This is a genomic window from Cupriavidus pinatubonensis (genome assembly GCF_019602855.1).
GTDB lineage: Bacteria > Pseudomonadota > Gammaproteobacteria > Burkholderiales > Burkholderiaceae > Cupriavidus > Cupriavidus pinatubonensis.
Map to the genome: position 1 here is coordinate 2878678 of NZ_CP080767.1, position 18570 is coordinate 2897247.

Consider the following 18570-nt stretch of genomic DNA (forward strand, 5'->3'; position numbering starts at 1 on the left):
GCCTGCGATTACTGGTTGTCCTGGCCGAGCTTGGCCTTCAGCAGGGCGCCCAGGTTGGTCGTACCAGCGGTGCTGGTGTCGGCCTGGAACTTCTGCATGGCTTCCTGCTGCTCGACGTTGTCCTTGGCCTTGATCGACAGGTTGATGTTGCGCGACTTGCGGTCGACGTTCACCACCAGAGCGGTGATCTGCTCGCCTTCCTTCAGCACGTTGCGGGCGTCTTCCACGCGGTCAGCGGAGATTTCCGATGCGCGCAGGTAGCCTTCCACGTCGTCAGCCAGCTGAACCACGGCACCCTTCGGATCGACAGCCTTGATGGTGCCGGTCACGAGCGAGCCCTTGTCGTTGGCCGAGATGAAGTTGTTGAACGGATCGCCCGACAGCTGCTTGATGCCCAGCGAGATGCGTTCCTTGTCGACGTCGATGCCCAGGACAACGGCTTCCACTTCGTCGCCCTTCTTGTACTTGCGCACAGCCTCTTCGCCGGTCTCTTGCCACGACAGGTCGGACAGGTGCACCAGGCCGTCGATGCCGCCCGGCAGACCGATGAACACGCCGAAGTCGGTGATCGACTTGATCTGGCCGCTCAGCTTGTCGCCCTTCTTGTGGTTGCGCGAGAAATCGTCCCACGGATTGGCCTTGCACTGCTTCATGCCCAGGCTGATACGACGCTTGTCTTCGTCGATATCCAGGACCATGACTTCCACTTCGTCGCCCAGCTGGACAACCTTCGACGGAGCCACGTTCTTGTTGGTCCAGTCCATTTCGGACACGTGCACCAGGCCTTCGATACCGGCTTCGATCTCGACGAACGCGCCGTAGTCGGTCAGGTTGGTCACCTTGCCGAACAGGCGGGTGCCTTGCGGGTAGCGGCGCGAGATGCCCACCCACGGATCTTCGCCCAGCTGCTTCACGCCCAGCGAAACGCGGTTCTTCTCTTGGTCGAACTTGAGGATCTTGGCGGTGATTTCCTGGCCAACCGACAGCACTTCGCTCGGATGACGCACGCGACGCCATGCCAGATCGGTGATGTGCAGCAGGCCGTCGATGCCACCCAGGTCCACGAACGCGCCGTAGTCGGTGATGTTCTTGACGATACCGTTGACGATGGCGCCTTCCTTCAGGGTTTCCATCAGCTTCTGGCGCTCTTCGCCCAGCGTGGCTTCGACCACGGCACGGCGCGACAGCACAACGTTGTTGCGCTTGCGGTCCAGCTTGATGACCTTGAATTCCAGGGTCTTGCCTTCGTACGGGGTGGTGTCCTTGATCGGACGCACGTCAACCAGCGAACCCGGCAGGAACGCGCGGATGCCGTTGACCATGACCGTCAGGCCGCCCTTGACCTTGCCGGTCACGGTACCCGAGATGATTTCGCCGTCTTCCAGCGCCTTCTCGAGGTTCAGCCACGATGCCAGGCGCTTGGCCTTGTCGCGGGAAAGGATGGTGTCGCCATAGCCGTTCTCGAGTGCGTCGATGGCCACGGAGACGTAGTCGCCGGCCTGCACTTCGAGTTCGCCCTGGTCGTTCAGGAACTCCTCCACCGGCACGAAAGCCTCGGACTTGAGGCCAGCGTTGACAACCACGAAGTTGTGGTCGATGCGCACGACTTCAGCGGAGATCACTTCGCCAGCCTTCATATTGGAGCGGGCGATCGATTCCTCGAACAGTGCGGCAAAGGATTCGTTAGTTTGCAGGTCGGACATAAACGTAAGTAGCAATCCGCGGTACACCGGCCGGCGCGAGGATCGCGCGCAGTCTGCCATGTGCAGCGGGGTCAGGTTGAACACTGCCGGCTTCGCCCCTGTGGTTACGGAGCCGACACCTGGTACGGGAAGCGTCCATCGCTTGGGTACGCGCTGACAATGTCAGGCTTTGCGCACAGCGGCGAACCACTCCAGCACCTGCGCCACTGCCTGATCCACCGTCATGTCGGAGGTGTCGAGCAGTTTCGCATCCTCGGCGGGACGCAGCGGCGCGGCAGCACGGTTTCGATCCCGTGCATCGCGCGCCTCAAGGTCACGCAAAAGGTCTTCGATATTAGCAGAAATTCCCTTATCAATCAATTGTTTATAGCGCCTGCGAGCGCGCGCTTCAACACTTGCGGTCAGGAATACCTTGAGCTGGGCATCAGGGAAGATCACCGTCCCCATGTCGCGCCCGTCCGCGACCAGGCCGGGCAGCTTGCGGAAGTCGCGCTGCAGCTTGGTCAGCGCGTCGCGCACCGGCTGGTGCACGGCGATGGCGGAGGCCCGATTGCCGATGGCTTCGGCCCGGATCGCCAGGCTGACTTCCTCGCCGGACAGCCAGACGCGGTCGGGACCGAACTTGACATCGAGACGGGACGCGGTTTTTGCAAGGCCATCGACATCTTCGATATCCACGCCGATGCGGTCGCTGGCGAGCGCCACCAGGCGGTACAGCGCCCCGCTGTCGAGCAGATGATAGCCAACCGCGTCAGCTACCTTGTGCGCGACAGTGCCTTTGCCCGAGGCGGTTGGACCGTCAATGGTGATGACGTGAACGATAGTCATTGCTGATGATGCCGACAGAAAACTTCGATTGGAAATTCAATTGCGAATCATTATCATTTGATTCACCGCACTCCGGTGCCGCATTTCTGCCCTTCCCGCTACATCTCTTCGTTCGCGAGGCAATCTACCATGGCCAAGACCCTGACGTTCGGCATCCTGCACCTCGGCATCGCCTTCAGCGTGACGTACGCGCTGACCGGCAGCCTCGCCGTGAGCGGCGCGATCACGTTTATCGAGCCCGCCATCAATACTGTGGCGCACTACTTCTTCGACCGCTACTGGGACCGGCGGGAAAAGCGGGAGCACCGGCACGAACCGGTGCAGGCTGGCACCCCGGCGCTTAGCGCGTAACGCCGCCGAACACCGCGAAGTAGTCCGGGAACGTCTTCGCCACGCAGCCCGGGTCATTGATCCGGACCGGCAGCGGGCCGAATGCAGCCAGCGAGAAACACATCGCCATGCGATGGTCATCGTAGGTGCCAATGCCGTCGGCCGGCGTCTGCCACTGCGCGGGCGGCGTTACCTTCAGGTAGTCGGCCCCCTCTTCCACCGTCGCGCCGAGCTTGCGCAGTTCGGTCGCCATGGCCGAGATGCGATCGGTTTCCTTGACGCGCCAGCTCGCGATATTCGTGAGCGTGGTCGTGCCCTCGGCGAACAGCGCCGCCACCGCGAGCGTCATCGCGGCATCGGGAATATGGTTGCAGTCCAGTTCGATGCCATGCAGGCGGCCATCGTCGCGCTCGGTGCCGCGCACTTCGATCCAGTTGTCGCCGGCCATGACATTGGCGCCCATCCGGTTGAGCGCCTCGGCAAAACGCACGTCGCCCTGAATGCTGCTCATGCCGACGCCTTCCACGCGCACCGGGCCGCCGCCGATCGCGCCGGCCGCCAGGAAATAGGAGGCCGACGAGGCATCGCCTTCCACGTAGATCTCGCCCGGCGAGCGGTACACCGCGCCGGCCGGGACGATAAAGCGCTCCCAGCCCTGCCGCTCCACGTTGATGCCGAAGCGCGCAAGCAGGTTGAGCGTGATCTCGATATAGGGCTTCGAGATCAGTTCGCCGACCACTTCGATCTCGATCTTGCCGTTTGCCGCCTGCGCCATCGGCAGCGTCATGAGCAGCGCGGTCAGGAACTGGCTCGACACATCGCCGCGCACGCGGATCGGCGCATCGATGCGGATCTGCGCGGGACGGATATGCAAGGGCGGAAACCCTTCATTGGCGAGATAGCCGATGTCCGCGCCCACCTGGCGCAGGCCATCCACGAGATCGCCAATCGGCCGTTCGTGCATGCGCGGCACACCGGACAGCTTGTAGTCGCCGCCCTGCAGCGCGAGCGCGGCCGTCAGCGGACGGATCGCCGTGCCGGCATTTCCCATGAACAACTCGGCCGCCTTGACCGGGAAATTGCCGCCCGAACCGGTCACGATGTAGTCGCTGCCTTCCTGGCGCCACGCGACGCCGAGGGTCTTCAGCGCCTGCAGCATGACGCGGGTGTCGTCGGAATCGAGCAGGTCGCGCACGCGCGTCTCGCCGCCGGCCAGCGCAGCGAGTAGCAGCACGCGGTTCGAAATGCTTTTCGAGCCCGGCAAACGGACAGTGCCCGCGGCGCGGGTAAGAGGGCCAAGCGTCAGGTGTTCCATGGTATTCACGCTAGGCACGGCTCGTGGCCGCGCCAGTTCAGGGTTCAGTATTCGCCGCGGCTGCCCGGTCGGCGCCCCATTGCAGGCGAGTCTTGCTCGCGCGCGCAAAGATGCGTTCCAGCGCCGCGCCGTCGCCCTTCTCGATCTGCGTCTTCAGATGCGTCAGCACCGACTGGTAGGTGTTCAGCTCGCGCAGCAGCGCCTCGCGGTTGGCCACGCAGATATCACGCCACATCTCCGGCGACGACGCGGCAATGCGCGTGAAATCGCGGAAGCCGCCGCCAGCAAACGCCAGCTTGAGCGCTGCGTCTTCCGCATTGCCGACCTGCGCCACCAGCGCATACGACAGCACGTGCGGCAGGTGGCTGACCGAAGCGAACACCGCGTCGTGCTGCACGGCGGACATGACGTGGCATTCGGCCCCCGCGCTTTCCCACATCGCGCGCACGGCAGCGACATCGGCACGCGAATTCTCCTGCAACGGGCATAGCACGGTCTTCTTGCCGACATATAGATCCGCCAGCGCGGCCTCGACGCCATTGAGTTCGCGCCCCGCAATCGGATGTGCCGGAACAAACTGCGCGACCTTGTCGCCCAGCGCAGTCTTGGCCGCCATGATGACGTCGGACTTGGTGCTGCCCGCATCAGTCACGATCGTGCCCGGCTGCAGGTGCGGCTCCAGCGCATGCAGCAACGCAAAATTCTGCGCGACCGGCGCGCACAGCACGACCAGGCTGGCGTCGCGCGCCGCCTCTTCCAGCGAAGCGGCCTCGTCGATGACACCCAGATCAAGCGCCTTTTGCAGCGACGCGGGCGAGCGACCCACGCCGACCACTGTCCCAACGACGCCCGCGCGCTTGAGCGCAAGCGCAAGCGAACCGCCAATCAGGCCGACACCGACAATCACAACACGGGAAAAATGCAGAGCGCTCACAATCTCAGCCCTCGGGGGCGGGCAATACGGGAAATTCGAAAAAGGAAATGCATGGCCGTTGCGCGCGGTTACTTCAGCGCGCGCTCCAGCGCCGCGATGAAGGCGGCGTTTTCGTCGGGCAAGCCGATCGTGACACGCAGCCAGCGCGGCATGCCGTAGTTGCCCACGGGCCGCACGATCACGCCCTGCCTCAGCAGCGCCACGTTGACGCGCGCACCGGCGTCATCGTCATCGCCGACGCGCACCAGCACGAAGTTGCCGGACGATGCGACAAACTCGAGCCCGAGGCGCGAAAACGCCTCAACGAGCTGGGCCTTGCCCGCCCGGTTGAGTTCGGCGCTGCGCTGCAGGAATGCCGTGTCGCCAAGCGCAGCCACGGCCGCCGCCTGGGCGACGCTATTGACATTGAACGGCTGCCGGATGCGGTTCAGCAGATCGGTCAGTTCCGGCTGCGCCACGGCATAGCCGATGCGCAGGCCCGCCAGCCCGTAGGCCTTCGAGAACGTGCGCGACACCAGCAGGTTCGGATAGCGGCGAACCCATGCCACCGAATCATATTGCTGGTCGTCATCGAGATATTCGTTGTACGCCTCGTCCAGTACCACGACTACCTCGGCCGGCACCTTGGCCAGGAACGTTTCCAGCGCCGCCGCGGGCACGAACGTGCCGGTCGGGTTGTTCGGGTTGGCGATGAACACCAGACGCGTGTCGGACGTGATCGCCGCCGCCATGGCGTCGAGATCATGGCCATAATCACGCGCCTTCACCACGATTGCGCGCGCGCCGATCTCCTGCGTCGCGAGCGCGTAGACCGCGAACGAATACTCGGCGTACACGATCGACTGCCCCGACGTGACCAGCGCATGCGCGGCCAGTTCGAGGATGTCGTTGCTGCCGTTGCCGAGCGTAAGCCAGTCCTGCGGCACACCGAGCTTTGTCGAAAGCGCAGCTTTCAGTTCGAAGCCGTTCGAATCGGGGTAACGACCCAGTTCGGCAATGGCCGCGGCCGCCGCGTGTTTCGCGGACTCCGGCATGCCCAGCGGGTTCTCGTTCGACGCGAGCTTCACGATGCCGGCCTCGTCGAGGCCGAACTCGCGCGCCACCTCTGAAATCGGCTTGCCCGCGATGTAAGGCGAAATCGCCCTGACGTAATCCGGGCCGAACGGTACCTTGCCGCCTTGCTTGCCTTGCTCTGCCATCTTGTCTCCTTGCCTCGTATCTGCGCGTGCTTACTTGCTCGACGGGTACGACCCGAGCACCTTCAGGTACGCTGCGTTGCGCCGCAGCGTCTCGATCGCGCGCGCCACGGCCGGCTCGTGCTGGTGGCCTTCCACATCGACGTAGAAGTAGTACTCCCATGCACCACTGCGCGCGGGGCGCGATTCGAAGCGGCACATCGACACACCGTTCTCCGCCAGCGGCGCGAGCAACTGGTAGACCGCGCCGGCCTTGTTGGGCACCGACAGGATCATCGAAGTCTGGTCGCTGCCCGACGGCTCAGTCTCGTACCGGCCAATCACGGCAAAGCGCGTGCGGTTGTGCGGATCGTCCTGGATATGCGGCCGGATGATATGGAGGTGATAGCGATTAGCAGCCGATTCGCCGGCAATGGCCGCGACCGTGGGATCTTCGCTCGCCATGCGCGCCGCCTCGGCATTGCTCGATACGGCCTGCCGCTCGAGGTGCGGATAGTTCGCCGTCAGCCAGTGCTGGCACTGCGCGAGCGCCTGCGCATGCGCGCGCACGACCTTCACGCCGTTCATGTCCGGCGAAGCGGCCATCAGGTTGTGGTGCACCTTCAGCGCGATTTCGCCGCTGATCTTCAGCGAGGTCTGCAGGAACAGGTCCAGCGTGCGCGACACGGCGCCCTCGGTGGAGTTTTCCACCGGAACCACGCCGTACTCGACGGTCCCCGCCTCAACGGCGCGGAATACTTCGTCGATGCTCGGGCACGGCACGCCGCTCACTTCATGGCCGAAGTGCGCGTACAAAGCCTGTTCCGAGAACGTACCGGCCGGGCCGAGGAAGGCGATCTCAAGCGGCTTTTCCAGGCCACGGCATGCCGACATGACCTCGCGCCAGATCGACGCCACGCTCTCGCCGAGCAGCGGACCCGGATTGGCGGCCTGCACCTTGCGAATGACCTGCAGTTCGCGCTCGGGGCGGAACACCGGCGCGCCGTACTTCTTCTTTACCTCGCCGACATCGAGCGCAAGCTGCGCGCGCCGGTTCAGCATGGCCAGCAGTTCACGGTCGACGGTATCGATCTGCTCGCGCAACGGGGCCAGTTCGGCACCGAGGGCACGTTCCGCCGCGCTCGGGGAAGCACCGCTCTGCTGCGTCTCCTCGCGCGCGGTGTTGTTGTCTTCGCTTGTCATTTGCAGGAACCGGTTGGGCCGCTCCGCAGGGAGGGCCTGAGAATAAAACAATACCGCGCGCCGTTCGCGCGCGGCTGTCCGCCGCAGCGCCGTCAGGCAGCGTTGCGCTCGAACTCACGCATGAAATCGATCAGCGCATACACGCCCTCGATCGGCATGGCGTTGTAGATGCTGGCGCGCATGCCGCCCACGGACTTGTGGCCCTTGAGTTGCAGCAGGCCATGGGCGCGGGCCTGCTGCAGGAATGCCTCGTTGCGGGTCTCGTCAGCGAGGAAGAACGGCACGTTCATGCGCGAACGGCAGTTCGGGTCGATCTCATTGCGATAGAAATCGCTCTGGTCAAGGAAGTCGTACAGTGCCTTCGCCTTGGCGATATTGCGTTGCTCGATCGCCGGCACTCCGCCTTGGCGCTTGAGCCACTTGAAGACCAGCCCCGCGATGTAGATGGCGTACGTCGGCGGCGTGTTGTACATCGAGTCATGCTCGGCGACGATACGCCAGTTAAACGCCGACGGGCATAGCGGATGAGCATGGCCCAGCAGGTCTTCTCGCACGATCACGATCGTCACGCCAGCGGGCCCGATATTCTTCTGTGCACCGCCATACATCACCTGCACGCGCGACCAGTCCACTGGGCGCGACAGGATGTGGCTCGATGCGTCGGCCACCACGACGCGGCCCTTGTCCTGCCCGATATCCGGAACCTCGTGGAACTCCACGCCGCCGATCGTCTCGTTGGTGCAGAGATGCACGTAGGCAGCGTCATCGGACAGCTTCCAGCCGGCCACGTCGGGGATATCGTGAAACTTCCGGTCGGCGCTCGATGCTGCGATGTTTACCTCGCCGTAGCGTCGCGTTTCCTGCTCGGTCTTGACAGACCACGAGCCGGTCACCACGAAGTCTGCCTTGGGGCGATCGGCATTGCGCAGCCGCATCAGGTTCAGCGGCACGATCGCGTTCTCGCCGATGGCGCCGCCCTGCAGGAACAGAATGCGGAAGTTCTTTGGAATCTTGAGCAGTTCACGCAGATCCGCGGTCGTTTCGGCAAGAATGCCTTCGAACTCGCGGCTGCGGTGGCTCATCTCCATGACCGACACGCCCGTCCCATGCCATGACAGCATCTCTTCTGCGGCCTGTTGCAGCACTTCGGCGGGCAGCGTGGCGGGTCCCGGGGAGAAGTTGAAGACGCGTTCGGCCAATGCACGCTGCATGCCGGCGAGGGCGGGAGTCTGTGGATCGTTCATGAACTGGAAAAGAAAAATGGCTGCCGGGGATACCCCAAGCAGCCATTATCCCTCAAACCCGCATCCCGTTGGGCGATGCGGGCGGGCGCAGGACCTGCACCCTGTCGCCGGAAGTTACTTCGCGGCGGCCGCGATTTCCTTCTCGGCGGCGTCGCGCATCGACTTGCCGACCTGCGGACCGTACTTCTGCATCATCGAACCCCAGATCTCCTGGGTCGCCTTGCCCTGGTTAGCCATGAACTTCTGGCCGGTCGGCGACTTCAGGAACGTGGTCAGGTCCTTGAGTTCCTGCGTGCTGTAGTACTTGCCGAAGGCGTCGTAGTGAGCCTGGATCGCATCCTTCCGGAAGCCATCGGTATTGAACGCCGTACCGGCGCCATCCACCATGCGCTGTACCGCGCCGTTCTTCTTCAGCTTCTCGACAGCGGCCTGCTTCTGCTTGTCGTTCAGCGTCTTGTTCTCTACCAGTACCTGCTCCAGCACCAGCGGGGCTTCCTGCTTGGCGCCTTGCTGCCAGTTTTCTGCCTGGCCCTTCACGGCCTGGTCAGCCTGCATGACGGAAAGCAGTTCCTTGATGGCAGCCGTCTTGTCCGCGTCCTGTGCGTGCGCATGCTGCGCCATCATGAACGTCGGAACGAAAGCAGCCAGAACAGCGATACGTCGATAGGTTTTGAGCATTGTGACTCCCTGGTAAATATGTCCGTTTTAGTCCGGACCGCCATCTGGCGAGTTCCGGCCGGTGTCCTATTGTTGCAACAACTTACGAATTGGCATCGGCATCGGCGGCACCATCCGCCTCTTCCGCCTCTTCCGAGCCCGCACCGTTGTCGGCATCGGTTTCCACGATGCGCTGCAGGCCCGAGAGCTTAGTGCCTTCGTCAACATTGATCAGCGTGACGCCCTGCGTCGCGCGGCCCATCTCGCGGATTTCGGCCACGCGCGTGCGGATCAGCACGCCGCCTGTGGTGATCAGCATGATCTCGTCATCGGGCGAAACCAGTGCAGCAGCCACCACACGGCCGTTGCGCTCGCTCGTCTGGATCGCAATCATGCCCTTGGTCCCACGACCGTGTCGAGTGTACTCGGCGATCGGCGTACGCTTGCCGTAGCCGTTCTCGGTCGCGGTCAGCACGCTGCCCGGCGAGCCGGCTTCGGTTTGCTCCGCCGTCTCTGCCGGCGCTACGAGCATGGCGATGACGGTTTGCGACTCGTCGAGATTCATGCCGCGTACGCCACGTGCCTGGCGGCCCATCGGGCGCACATCGTTCTCATCGAAACGCACGGCTTTGCCGGCATCCGAGAACAGCATCACATCGTGCTGCCCGTCCGTCACGGCGGCGCCGATCAGATAGTCGCCCTCGTCGAGGTCGACGGCGATGATGCCGGCCTTGCGAGGGTTCGAGAATTCCGTCAGCGCCGTCTTCTTGACCGTGCCGCGCGCGGTGGCCATGAAGATGAAGTGCTCGGCGTCGAACTGGCGGACCGGCAGGATGACGTTGATCTTCTCGCCGTCCGACAGCGGGAACATGTTGACGATTGGGCGGCCGCGCGAGTTGCGCGAGCCCTGCGGCACTTCATAGACCTTGAGCCAGTACAGGCGACCTCGGTTCGAGAAGCACAGGATGTAGTCGTGGGTGTTGGCCACAAACAGCGTGTCGATCCAGTCGTCTTCCTTGGTCGCCGTCGCCAGCTTGCCGCGTCCGCCGCGCTTCTGGGCACGGTATTCGGAAATCGGCTGGCTCTTCATATAGCCACTGTGGGACAGCGTGACCACCATGTCCTGCGGCGTGATCAGGTCCTCGGTGTCGAGCTCGGTGGCGTTCAGCTCGATCTGCGAGCGGCGCTCGTCGCCGAATTCCGCGCGGATAGCGGTCAGTTCGTCGGAAATGATGGTGGTAATACGCTCGGGCCGTGCCAGGATATCGAGCAAATCCGCGATGATCGCCATCACATCGCGATATTCCTGGACGATCTTGTCCTGTTCCAGACCGGTGAGGCGTTGCAGGCGCATCTGCAGGATTTCCTGCGCCTGGGAATCCGACAGGCGGTACAGGCCATCGCCCTGCATGCCGAACATCGCTGGCAACCCATCCGGGCGGTACGACGCACGGCCACCAGGGGTGTCGGCTTCGGCACGTGCGAGCATTTCGCGCACAAGCCCGGAATCCCACGACTTCGCCATCAGTTCCTGCTTGGCGATAGGTGGCGTAGGCGCCGCCTTGATGATCGCGATGAACTCGTCGATGTTGGCGAGCGCCACGGCCAGGCCTTCCAGCACATGGCCACGCTCGCGCGCCTTGCGCAGCTCGAATACCGTACGGCGCGTCACAACTTCCCGGCGGTGCTGCAGGAAGTACTCGAGCATCTGCTTCAGGTTCAGCAGGCGCGGCTGGCGGTCGACCAGCGCCACCATGTTCATGCCGAACGTGTCCTGGAGCTGGGTGTTCTTATATAGGTTGTTGAGGACGACCTCGGGAACCTCGTTGCGCTTGAGTTCGATCACCACGCGCATGCCGGACTTGTCCGACTCGTCGCGGATGTCCGAGATGCCCTCGACCTTCTTCTCGGTGACCAGCTCGGCAATGCGCTCGAGCAGCGTGCGCTTGTTCACCTGGTACGGCAGCTCGTCGACGATGATGGCCTGGCGCTGGCCGCGGTCGATGTCCTCGAAGTGCGTGCGCGCGCGCATGACAACGCGTCCACGTCCGGTCCGATAGCCTTCGCGCACGCCCTGAATACCGTAGATAATGCCGGCGGTCGGGAAATCGGGCGCGGGAATCAATTCAATCAGCTCATCCACCGTTGCCTGCGGATTGCGCAGCAGGTGAAGACAGCCATCGACGATTTCATTAAGGTTATGCGGCGGGATATTGGTGGCCATGCCGACCGCAATACCCGACGAACCATTGATAAGCAGATTCGGAATTCGCGCAGGGAGAATAGCGGGCTCTTTTTCCGAACCGTCATAGTTCGGATCGAAATCGACAGTTTCCTTGTCGATGTCGTGGAGCATCTCGTGGGCGATTTTCGAAAGTCGGATTTCGGTATAACGCATTGCTGCCGCGTTATCGCCGTCCACCGAACCGAAATTCCCCTGCCCGTCGACGAGCATGTAGCGCAGCGAGAAATTCTGCGCCATGCGGACGATCGTATCGTATACAGCAGTGTCGCCGTGCGGATGGTACTTACCAATCACATCACCGACGATACGGGCTGATTTCTTGTACGCCCGGTTCCAGTCGTTGTTGAGCTCATGCATCGCATAGAGCACGCGCCTGTGAACCGGCTTCAGGCCATCCCGCACATCGGGAAGCGCCCGCCCTACGATCACGCTCATTGCGTAATCCAGATACGAGCGGCGCATTTCCTCTTCAAGGGAGACCGGAAGGGTTTCTTTTGCGAATGGATCCATTGCGGCGTGGTTTATGCGGCGGGTTTAAGCGAAAGGAGGGCCGTGTTTTCCGCTCAATGCGCGAGGGCATCCGGCGGCGGGCCAACATGGCATTCTACCATGCGCGCGGACCCGCCTCCGACCCCCTGCGCCAGCCCGACAAACCCGCCCGCGCGCCTCTCGGCCAAACCCGCAAAGCCTGATGCCACAAGGCTTTGCGGGTAGTTCAAGACCCATGTTGCACAAACACCACAGGCCCAAAAGGGGTTGATTGAATCGAATATATTTACTTCTTAGGAAACGAGCCTTGTGGCACAATTCCCCAGCGAAGAGCCAGACATTGTTCGAAGTGGAGCATACACCACATCGAGAATGTTATACTCCGAAGAATGTATGACTTGTTTTCGTCCATTTGCTCGCAGTAACCCTGCGGTGATCTCATCCTGAGAGGAGAAATATGAAAAAATTTGCCAAGCTCGCGCTCGTTGCAGCTACCGCAGTAATGGCTGCATCCGCTCAAGCCCAGTCCGTCCCCTATGAAAAGAAGGCCGTGAATGACAACTGGGGCAACGGTACGAGCGAGTACGTGTGGAAGAATGGCACGAACGAGCTCTGCTGGCGCGACAGCTCCTGGACCCCGGCTACCGCCAACGCCCTGTGCGACGGCGCGCTGGCCCCGGCCGCTGCTCCGGCACCGGCACCGGCACCGGTGGCTCCGCCGGTCGTCTCCAGCGAGAAGGTCACTTTCGCAGCTGACACCCTGTTCGACTTCGACAAGGCTGTCCTGAAGCCGGAAGGCAAGGCCAAGCTGGACGATCTGGTCTCGAAGCTGCAAGGCATCACCCTGGAAGTCATCATCGCCGTTGGCCACACCGACTCGTTCGGTTCGGACAAGTACAACGATCGCCTGTCGATCCGTCGTGCTGAGTCGGTCAAGGCTTACCTGGTGAGCAAGGGCGTTGAAGCCAACCGCGTCTACACCGAAGGCAAGGGCAAGCGCCAGCTGAAGGTCGATCCGAAGTCGTGCAAGGGCAACCGCACCGCCCAGATCGCCTGCCAGCAGCCGAACCGCCGCGTGGAAGTCGAAGTGGTCGGCACCCGCAGCGCACGTTAATCGGATTCTTTCCGATGCAGGAAAGCCCAGCGCAAGCTGGGCTTTTTTTTTTGGTACAGTGGCCAGACACCCTCCTATCTGCCGGCTCAGGCACTTCGTCCGTACCGGCACTGCAAACCATGACGTCGCCTTCGCAAGTCCTGCCGGCCTCCGCTGGCAAACCCACCGGCCCCAATGCCGACCCCAAGGAAATCGACAAGTTCAGCGAACTGGCCCACCACTGGTGGGACCCGAACAGCGAGTTCAAGCCGCTGCACGACCTGAATCCGCTGAGGCTCGGTTGGATTGACGGCATTGCCGGACTGGCCGGTAAGAAAGTTGTGGATATCGGCTGCGGTGGCGGCATCCTGTCCGAGAGTATGGCGCGCCTTGGCGCAAATGTGCGTGGAATTGACCTCTCGACGAAGGCGCTTCGGGTGGCCGACCTGCACAGCCTCGAGTCCGGCGTTGCCGTCAACTACGAGGAGATCGCCGCGGAAGCGCTGGCGGCGCGCGAACCGGGCAGCGTGGATGTCGTAACTTGCATGGAAATGCTTGAACATGTGCCCGATCCCGAGTCGATCGTCCAGGCGTGCGCGACGCTAGTCCGCCCGGGCGGCCATGTCTTCGTCTCGACGATCAACCGCAACCTTAAGGCGTATCTGATGGCCGTCGTGGGCGCCGAGTACATCCTTCAAATGCTGCCGCGTGGCACGCACGACTACGAGAAATTCATCACGCCATCGGAAATGGCGCGATTTGCCCGCAATGCCGGACTAGATCTCGTGGAAATGCGCGGCATGACCTATAACCCGCTGTCGCAGATTTATTCACTGAGCCGTGATACGGACGTCAATTACATGATGGCGTTTCGCCGGGTTGCAGAATGATGACTGGAATCGACGCCGTGTTTTTCGATCTCGACGGGACGCTCGCCGACACCGCTCCGGATCTTGCCGCAGCTGCCAACCGGCTGGTCGTCGAGCATGGTGGCTCGCCTGTTGCCTATGAAAAGCTGCGCCCCGTGGCGTCGCATGGCGCGCGCGGCCTGCTGGGCGCTGCATTCGGCAAGCACCCGGACGATCCGGACTTCCCTGCGCTGCGCGACCTGTTTCTCGACTACTACGAAGCCGATATCGCCGTGCATACTCGGCTGTTCGACGGCATGCCGCAGGTACTCGATGCGCTGGAAGGTGCAGGCATCCGCTGGGGCATTGTGACCAACAAGATCGCCAGATTCACCGTGCCGCTCGTGACCGCGATCGGGCTGGCGCCGCGCGCGTCAGCCGTGGTCAGCGGGGATACGACGCCCCATGCCAAGCCACATCCGGCTCCGCTGCTCCGTGCCGCAGAACTCAGTGGCGTATCGCCTAAGCGTTGCGTGTATGTGGGCGATGACTTGCGCGATATCCAGGCGGGCAAGGCAGCGGGCATGCTCACGGTCACGGCCGCGTACGGGTACTGCGGCGAAGGCGAACCGCCGGAGACCTGGGGCGCCGACTACCTCGTGCGCCACCCTGCCGAGTTGATTCCGCTGCTCATGCCGGACTGATCGCCCTCTGCAAGCAAAAACGGAACCCGGCGCGGCAACTTGCGTCCAACCCGGGTACAATCCGTCTTCTCATCACTGGGGCCGACCTGGTTTCGACGTGGGTTGCGAAGCAGTGGAGGGCATACCGAGGACCCGTCACCTCGTTAATCAATGGGAATGCAATAACTGCTAACGACGAACGTTACGCACTGGCAGCCTAAGGGCCGCCGTCCTCGCACTGGCTCGCTGACGGGCTAGGGTTCGCAAGAACCAGCGAGGTCATTTACGTCAGATAAGCCCCGTCGGTGTCACGACTGCGGGGACGAAAACCAAGTGACTCGCCGTCGTAGAGCGTGTTCGTCCGCGATGCGGCGGTTAAATCAAATGACAGAACTAAGTATGTAGAACTCTCTGTGGAGGGCTTGCGGACGCGGGTTCGATTCCCGCCGGCTCCACCAGTATTTCCGAATACCCAGCCTGCACAGGCTGGGTTTTTTCTTGCCTCCGCTATTCTCCGCATGCGTTGGCCGCTCGTCCGGCAACTACAATACCGTCCTGCAGCCTGCCCCGTCGCCTAGCCATGTCCGACTATCCCCGCTTCACCATCAACCGCGCCCTGGTCGCGATCGTTCCCGAGCAGCCGTTTCTGGACTGGATTCAGGCTGTAGATCCGGAGCCCGTGCCGAACCTGACACTCGAGCACATTCGGGAGGACCAGAGCGTTTTCCTGCTGCCCGAGGAAATTGCGGACACCACCGACAACGCCCGGCATTGGGTGGAGAAGCGCTGGCGCGGTTTCTTCGAATTCATGCTCGCCGAGTGGTTCGACGAGTCACTGTGGCCCGAGACGCTGTCGCTGCAGATGTTCCGCGAATGGTTCAGCGTGCACTATCACTCGTCGGTCTTCGACATGGTCCCCGACATCCCGCTGATGCATGACGACATGGACGAAGACGACGACGGCGAGGAACTGCTGCACTGAGGCAGCAGCCCCGTCCCAACGCAACCGGTCAGAGGAAGCGGTCCAGAATCTTGCGGCTGGCCCGGTCCAGCGCCATCAGGTCGCGGATCAGGTAGTGGATGCCGTGGCTGTCTGAAATCAGCAGCGTGGTGCCCGCCAGGCGGCGGATATCTTCCTCGCCGCGCAGCACCAGCGTGGTCTGGCCGCGGTCGGTCTGAACGGTCCACTCGCTCGGCGTGGCGAACGTCGACACGCCGACGATGCGTTGGATTTCCGGCATGAACTCGCGCGCAGCCAGTTCTTCTTCCACCATGGCGCGTTGCGGCGCGGGCAGCCGATCGAGCCGCGGAATCCAGGCCAGTTCATGGCCATCGGTGCTCATCATGCCGATGCCATCATCGGGCGCGCCGATCGGGAATGCACGCACGGGAACCACGCCCTCATGCGCCGTGCCATCGCCAAGTGTCAGCACCAGGCGGCCGAAGCCATTGCGGGTCAGCGTGAATTCCGTGTCGGGCATGTCAGCCGCTTGTAGATTGGCATCATTGAGCATTGGCAGCCTCCGCTTCCCTCGCAAGCACCTCGCTTTCGCTCTCGGTGTCGTCGTCCTCGGTATCCACATTGCGCGCCTGCGCCTGGTATAGCTTGTAGTAGGCGCCCTCTTTCGCCAGCAGTTCGTCGTGACCGCCGACTTCGACGATCTTGCCGCGGTCCATCACCACGAGGCGATCGGCCTTGCGCAGCGTCGAAAGCCGGTGCGCGATCGCGATAGTGGTCCGTCCCTGCACGAGATTGTCGAGCGCCTTCTGGATTTCCTTCTCCGTCTGCGTGTCGACCGACGACGTGGCCTCGTCCATGATCAGGATGCGCGGATTGATCAGCAGCGCGCGCGCGATCGAAATACGCTGGCGCTCGCCGCCGGACAGCGCCTGTCCGCGTTCGCCGACCAGCGAGTCATAGCCGTGCGGCAGGCGCAGGATGAACTCATGCGCGTGCGCGGCGCGCGCGGCCGCGACGATTTCCTCGCGTGTGGCATCGGGCTTGCCGTAAGCAATATTCTCGGCGATCGTGCCGAAGAACAGGAACGGCTCCTGCAGCACCAGGCCGATATGGCGACGGTATTCCGACACCGGCAGCGAGCGGATGTCGATGCCGTCGACACGGATCGCGCCTTCGGACACGTCATAGAAGCGGCAGATCAGGTTGACGAGCGTGCTCTTGCCCGAGCCGCTGTGACCCACCAGGCCAATCATCTCGCCCGGCGCGATCGACAGATCCAGCCCGCGAATCACCGCGCGGTTACCGTAGCGGAAACCGAGGTCGCGCATTTCGATGGCGCCCTCTACCTTGTCCAGCTTTGCCGGCCGCACGGGCTCAGGCACGCTTGATACGTGGTCGAGAATATCGAAGATCCGCTTCGCGCCGGCCGCGGCCTTCTGCGTGACCGAGACGATGCGGCTCATCGAATCGAGCCGCGTATAAAAGCGGCTGATGTACGTGAGGAAGGCCACCAGCACACCGACCGTAATGGCGCTGTGCGACACCTGCCAGATGCCGAACACCCACACCACGAGCAGGCCGATTTCCGTGAGCAGCGTGACGGTCGGCGTGAACAGCGACCACACCGCATTCACGCGATCGTTGATGGCAAGGTTGTGCTTGTTGGCTTCGCGGAAGCGCGCGACTTCTCGCTTTTCCTGCGCAAACGCCTTGACCACGCGGATGCCGGGAATCGTGTCGGCCAGCACATTGGTGATCTCCGACCAGATCCGGTCGATCTTCTCGAAGCCATGGCGCAGCTTGTCGCGCACAAGGTGGATCATCCAGGCGATGAACGGTAGCGGCACCAGCGTCACGAGCGCGAGCCACGGGTTGATCGACACCAGGATCAACGCGGTCATCACGATCATCAGCACGTCGGTCGCGAAGTCGAGCAGGTGCAGCGACAGGAAGACGCAGATGCGGTCACTTTCCGAGCCAATGCGCGCCATCAGGTCGCCCGTACGCTTGCCGCCGAAATACTCGAGTGACAGCTTCAGCAGATGCTCGTAAGTGGTAGTGCGAAGATCCGCGCCGATGCGTTCCGACACGCGCGCCAGCAGGTAGGTGCGCGCCCAGCCCAGGCTCCATGCCACCAGCGCCGCACCGAGCAGCCCGGCGAGGTACAGGCGCACCAGGTCGTAGTTGATCGGCACGCCGTTCTGAAACGGGATCAGCACCTTGTCCATCAGCGGCATGGTCAGGTAAGGCGGTACCAGCGTGGCCGCGGTGGACAGCAGCGTCAGCATGAAGCCAGTGAGCAATTCCCAGCGGTACGGGCGTGCAAAACGCCACAGGCGCAGAAGTGCCCATGTCGACGACGGGGTTTCCAGCTCGCGGCTGCACTGCGGGCATTCTTCCTCGCCCGGTGGCAACGGTGCCTTGCACGTGGGGCACAGCACTTCGCCGTCATCCTCGGGGACCATGGAAGGGGCCGTATCGCGGCGTGCTTCGAACTGATCCACCAGCCGCAGCGCGGCGGGATTGTAACCAAGCGTGTAGCGCCAGCTGCCGAGCCGGCCCGCGGCATCGCACAGTTCGAGGGTGCCAACGCCGGCGTGGTCGGTATGGGTCAGGCGCAGGCCCGGCTCGATGGCCCATTCCCGCACACTTTTTTCACCGGGAGCGCGGGCCAGGAGCCGCCGGTCCGTCACAACCAGCCACCCTTGGGTAAAATGCAGCCTCGCGTCGAGGTCGAGTTCCAGTCCAGCCAGAACGGTCTCGCCGGGACGAAGCGTCGCGCCGGCTTCGGCACGCCACGGCTCATCCGGGGCGAGGCTTTGAGAGACAGGCAGGGAAGACTGGGTCATTGTCGGCGCGCCT

Annotated in this window: 16 protein-coding genes and 1 other RNA gene; 6 read left to right on the plus strand and 11 right to left on the minus strand. The window is 62.9% G+C overall.

The features are described from left to right. Positions 1 to 8: 8 nt before the first annotated feature. Entirely contained in the window at positions 9 to 1703 is a 1695-nt protein-coding gene (gene rpsA / locus K2O51_RS26060) for a 30S ribosomal protein S1 (protein WP_011298718.1), read from the minus strand. Between the two features lie 162 nt (positions 1704 to 1865). Next, entirely contained in the window at positions 1866 to 2531 is a 666-nt protein-coding gene (cmk, locus tag K2O51_RS26065; protein WP_011298719.1) for a (d)CMP kinase, read from the minus strand. A 129-nt stretch (positions 2532 to 2660) separates the two neighbouring features. Here cmk and K2O51_RS26070 point away from each other — a divergent pair, with 129 nt between their 5' ends. Continuing rightward, entirely contained in the window at positions 2661 to 2882 is a 222-nt protein-coding gene (locus K2O51_RS26070) for a DUF2061 domain-containing protein (protein WP_011298720.1), read from the plus strand. Here K2O51_RS26070 and aroA read toward each other — a convergent pair. From aroA to gyrA, 7 genes are all read right to left on the minus strand, one after another. Next, positions 2872 to 4176, minus strand: a complete 1305-nt coding sequence (gene aroA, locus K2O51_RS26075; RefSeq protein ID WP_140949068.1) for a 3-phosphoshikimate 1-carboxyvinyltransferase — start codon at positions 4174 to 4176, stop codon at positions 2872 to 2874. The two genes, K2O51_RS26070 and aroA, sit on opposite strands and share 11 nt — an antisense overlap. Positions 4177 to 4213: 37 nt before the next feature. Further along, positions 4214 to 5110 carry a prephenate dehydrogenase gene (locus K2O51_RS26080; RefSeq protein ID WP_011298722.1) on the minus strand — a complete coding sequence of 299 codons (897 nt, stop codon included), beginning with the start codon at positions 5108 to 5110 and terminating at the stop codon, positions 4214 to 4216. A 68-nt stretch (positions 5111 to 5178) separates the two neighbouring features. Then, on the minus strand, positions 5179 to 6309 hold the full coding sequence (gene hisC, locus K2O51_RS26085; RefSeq protein ID WP_220630952.1) for a histidinol-phosphate transaminase: 1131 nt from the start codon (positions 6307 to 6309) through the stop codon (positions 5179 to 5181). A 30-nt stretch (positions 6310 to 6339) separates the two neighbouring features. Then, positions 6340 to 7488: a prephenate dehydratase gene (pheA, locus tag K2O51_RS26090; protein WP_011298724.1), complete on the minus strand. Its 1149-nt coding sequence runs from the start codon at positions 7486 to 7488 to the stop codon at positions 6340 to 6342. Between the two features lie 92 nt (positions 7489 to 7580). After that, positions 7581 to 8732 carry a 3-phosphoserine/phosphohydroxythreonine transaminase gene (gene serC, locus K2O51_RS26095; RefSeq protein WP_220630953.1) on the minus strand — a complete coding sequence of 384 codons (1152 nt, stop codon included), beginning with the start codon at positions 8730 to 8732 and terminating at the stop codon, positions 7581 to 7583. 114 nt (positions 8733 to 8846) lie between these two features. Further along, positions 8847 to 9410, minus strand: a complete 564-nt coding sequence (locus K2O51_RS26100; RefSeq protein WP_011298726.1) for a DUF2059 domain-containing protein — start codon at positions 9408 to 9410, stop codon at positions 8847 to 8849. 82 nt (positions 9411 to 9492) lie between these two features. Beyond that, complete coding sequence (gyrA, locus tag K2O51_RS26105; protein ID WP_011298727.1) at positions 9493 to 12144, minus strand: DNA gyrase subunit A; 2652 nt, start codon at positions 12142 to 12144, stop codon at positions 9493 to 9495. Between the two features lie 436 nt (positions 12145 to 12580). On the opposite strand from gyrA, the gene ompA reads away from it, so the two are divergent. From ompA to K2O51_RS26130, 5 genes are all read left to right on the plus strand, one after another. Beyond that, a complete protein-coding gene (gene ompA / locus K2O51_RS26110) occupies positions 12581 to 13237 on the plus strand; it encodes an outer membrane protein OmpA (protein ID WP_011298728.1) in 657 nt (218 codons plus the stop codon). A gap of 119 nt (positions 13238 to 13356) precedes the next feature. Then, positions 13357 to 14106, plus strand: a complete 750-nt coding sequence (gene ubiG, locus K2O51_RS26115; RefSeq protein WP_011298729.1) for a bifunctional 2-polyprenyl-6-hydroxyphenol methylase/3-demethylubiquinol 3-O-methyltransferase UbiG — start codon at positions 13357 to 13359, stop codon at positions 14104 to 14106. Beyond that, positions 14106 to 14768, plus strand: coding sequence for a phosphoglycolate phosphatase (gph, locus tag K2O51_RS26120; RefSeq protein ID WP_182142201.1), 663 nt, complete (start codon positions 14106 to 14108; stop codon positions 14766 to 14768). Before ubiG ends, gph begins: the two co-directional genes overlap by 1 nt. 77 nt (positions 14769 to 14845) lie before the next feature. Further along, positions 14846 to 15205: a transfer-messenger RNA gene (gene ssrA / locus K2O51_RS26125) on the plus strand. A gap of 122 nt (positions 15206 to 15327) precedes the next feature. Next, a complete protein-coding gene (locus K2O51_RS26130; RefSeq protein ID WP_011298731.1) occupies positions 15328 to 15729 on the plus strand; it encodes a hypothetical protein in 402 nt (133 codons plus the stop codon). A gap of 28 nt (positions 15730 to 15757) precedes the next feature. Here K2O51_RS26130 and K2O51_RS26135 read toward each other — a convergent pair whose 3' ends face one another. Continuing rightward, the gene (locus tag K2O51_RS26135; RefSeq protein WP_086004448.1) at positions 15758 to 16228 is read right to left on the minus strand and encodes a cyanophycin metabolism-associated DUF1854 family protein; all 471 of its coding nucleotides are present in this window, start codon (positions 16226 to 16228) and stop codon (positions 15758 to 15760) included. A 22-nt stretch (positions 16229 to 16250) separates the two neighbouring features. After that, positions 16251 to 18557, minus strand: a complete 2307-nt coding sequence (locus tag K2O51_RS26140) for a cyanophycin metabolism-associated ABC transporter (protein ID WP_011298733.1) — start codon at positions 18555 to 18557, stop codon at positions 16251 to 16253. Positions 18558 to 18570 lie beyond the last annotated feature (13 nt).

Coding starts and splice junctions, on each gene's coding strand:
- ompA (WP_011298728.1), top strand. CDS start 12,581: ATGAAAAAATTTGCCAAGCTCGCGCTCGTTGCAGCTACCGCAGTAATG.
- pheA (WP_011298724.1), bottom strand. CDS start 7,488: ATGACAAGCGAAGACAACAACACCGCGCGCGAGGAGACGCAGCAGAGC.
- K2O51_RS26135 (WP_086004448.1), bottom strand. CDS start 16,228: ATGCCCGACACGGAATTCACGCTGACCCGCAATGGCTTCGGCCGCCTG.
- K2O51_RS26140 (WP_011298733.1), bottom strand. CDS start 18,557: ATGACCCAGTCTTCCCTGCCTGTCTCTCAAAGCCTCGCCCCGGATGAG.
- gph (WP_182142201.1), top strand. CDS start 14,106: ATGACTGGAATCGACGCCGTGTTTTTCGATCTCGACGGGACGCTCGCC.
- K2O51_RS26070 (WP_011298720.1), top strand. CDS start 2,661: ATGGCCAAGACCCTGACGTTCGGCATCCTGCACCTCGGCATCGCCTTC.
- aroA (WP_140949068.1), bottom strand. CDS start 4,176: ATGGAACACCTGACGCTTGGCCCTCTTACCCGCGCCGCGGGCACTGTC.
- hisC (WP_220630952.1), bottom strand. CDS start 6,309: ATGGCAGAGCAAGGCAAGCAAGGCGGCAAGGTACCGTTCGGCCCGGAT.
- rpsA (WP_011298718.1), bottom strand. CDS start 1,703: ATGTCCGACCTGCAAACTAACGAATCCTTTGCCGCACTGTTCGAGGAA.
- serC (WP_220630953.1), bottom strand. CDS start 8,732: ATGAACGATCCACAGACTCCCGCCCTCGCCGGCATGCAGCGTGCATTG.
- cmk (WP_011298719.1), bottom strand. CDS start 2,531: ATGACTATCGTTCACGTCATCACCATTGACGGTCCAACCGCCTCGGGC.
- K2O51_RS26100 (WP_011298726.1), bottom strand. CDS start 9,410: ATGCTCAAAACCTATCGACGTATCGCTGTTCTGGCTGCTTTCGTTCCG.
- K2O51_RS26130 (WP_011298731.1), top strand. CDS start 15,328: ATGTCCGACTATCCCCGCTTCACCATCAACCGCGCCCTGGTCGCGATC.
- ubiG (WP_011298729.1), top strand. CDS start 13,357: ATGACGTCGCCTTCGCAAGTCCTGCCGGCCTCCGCTGGCAAACCCACC.
- gyrA (WP_011298727.1), bottom strand. CDS start 12,144: ATGGATCCATTCGCAAAAGAAACCCTTCCGGTCTCCCTTGAAGAGGAA.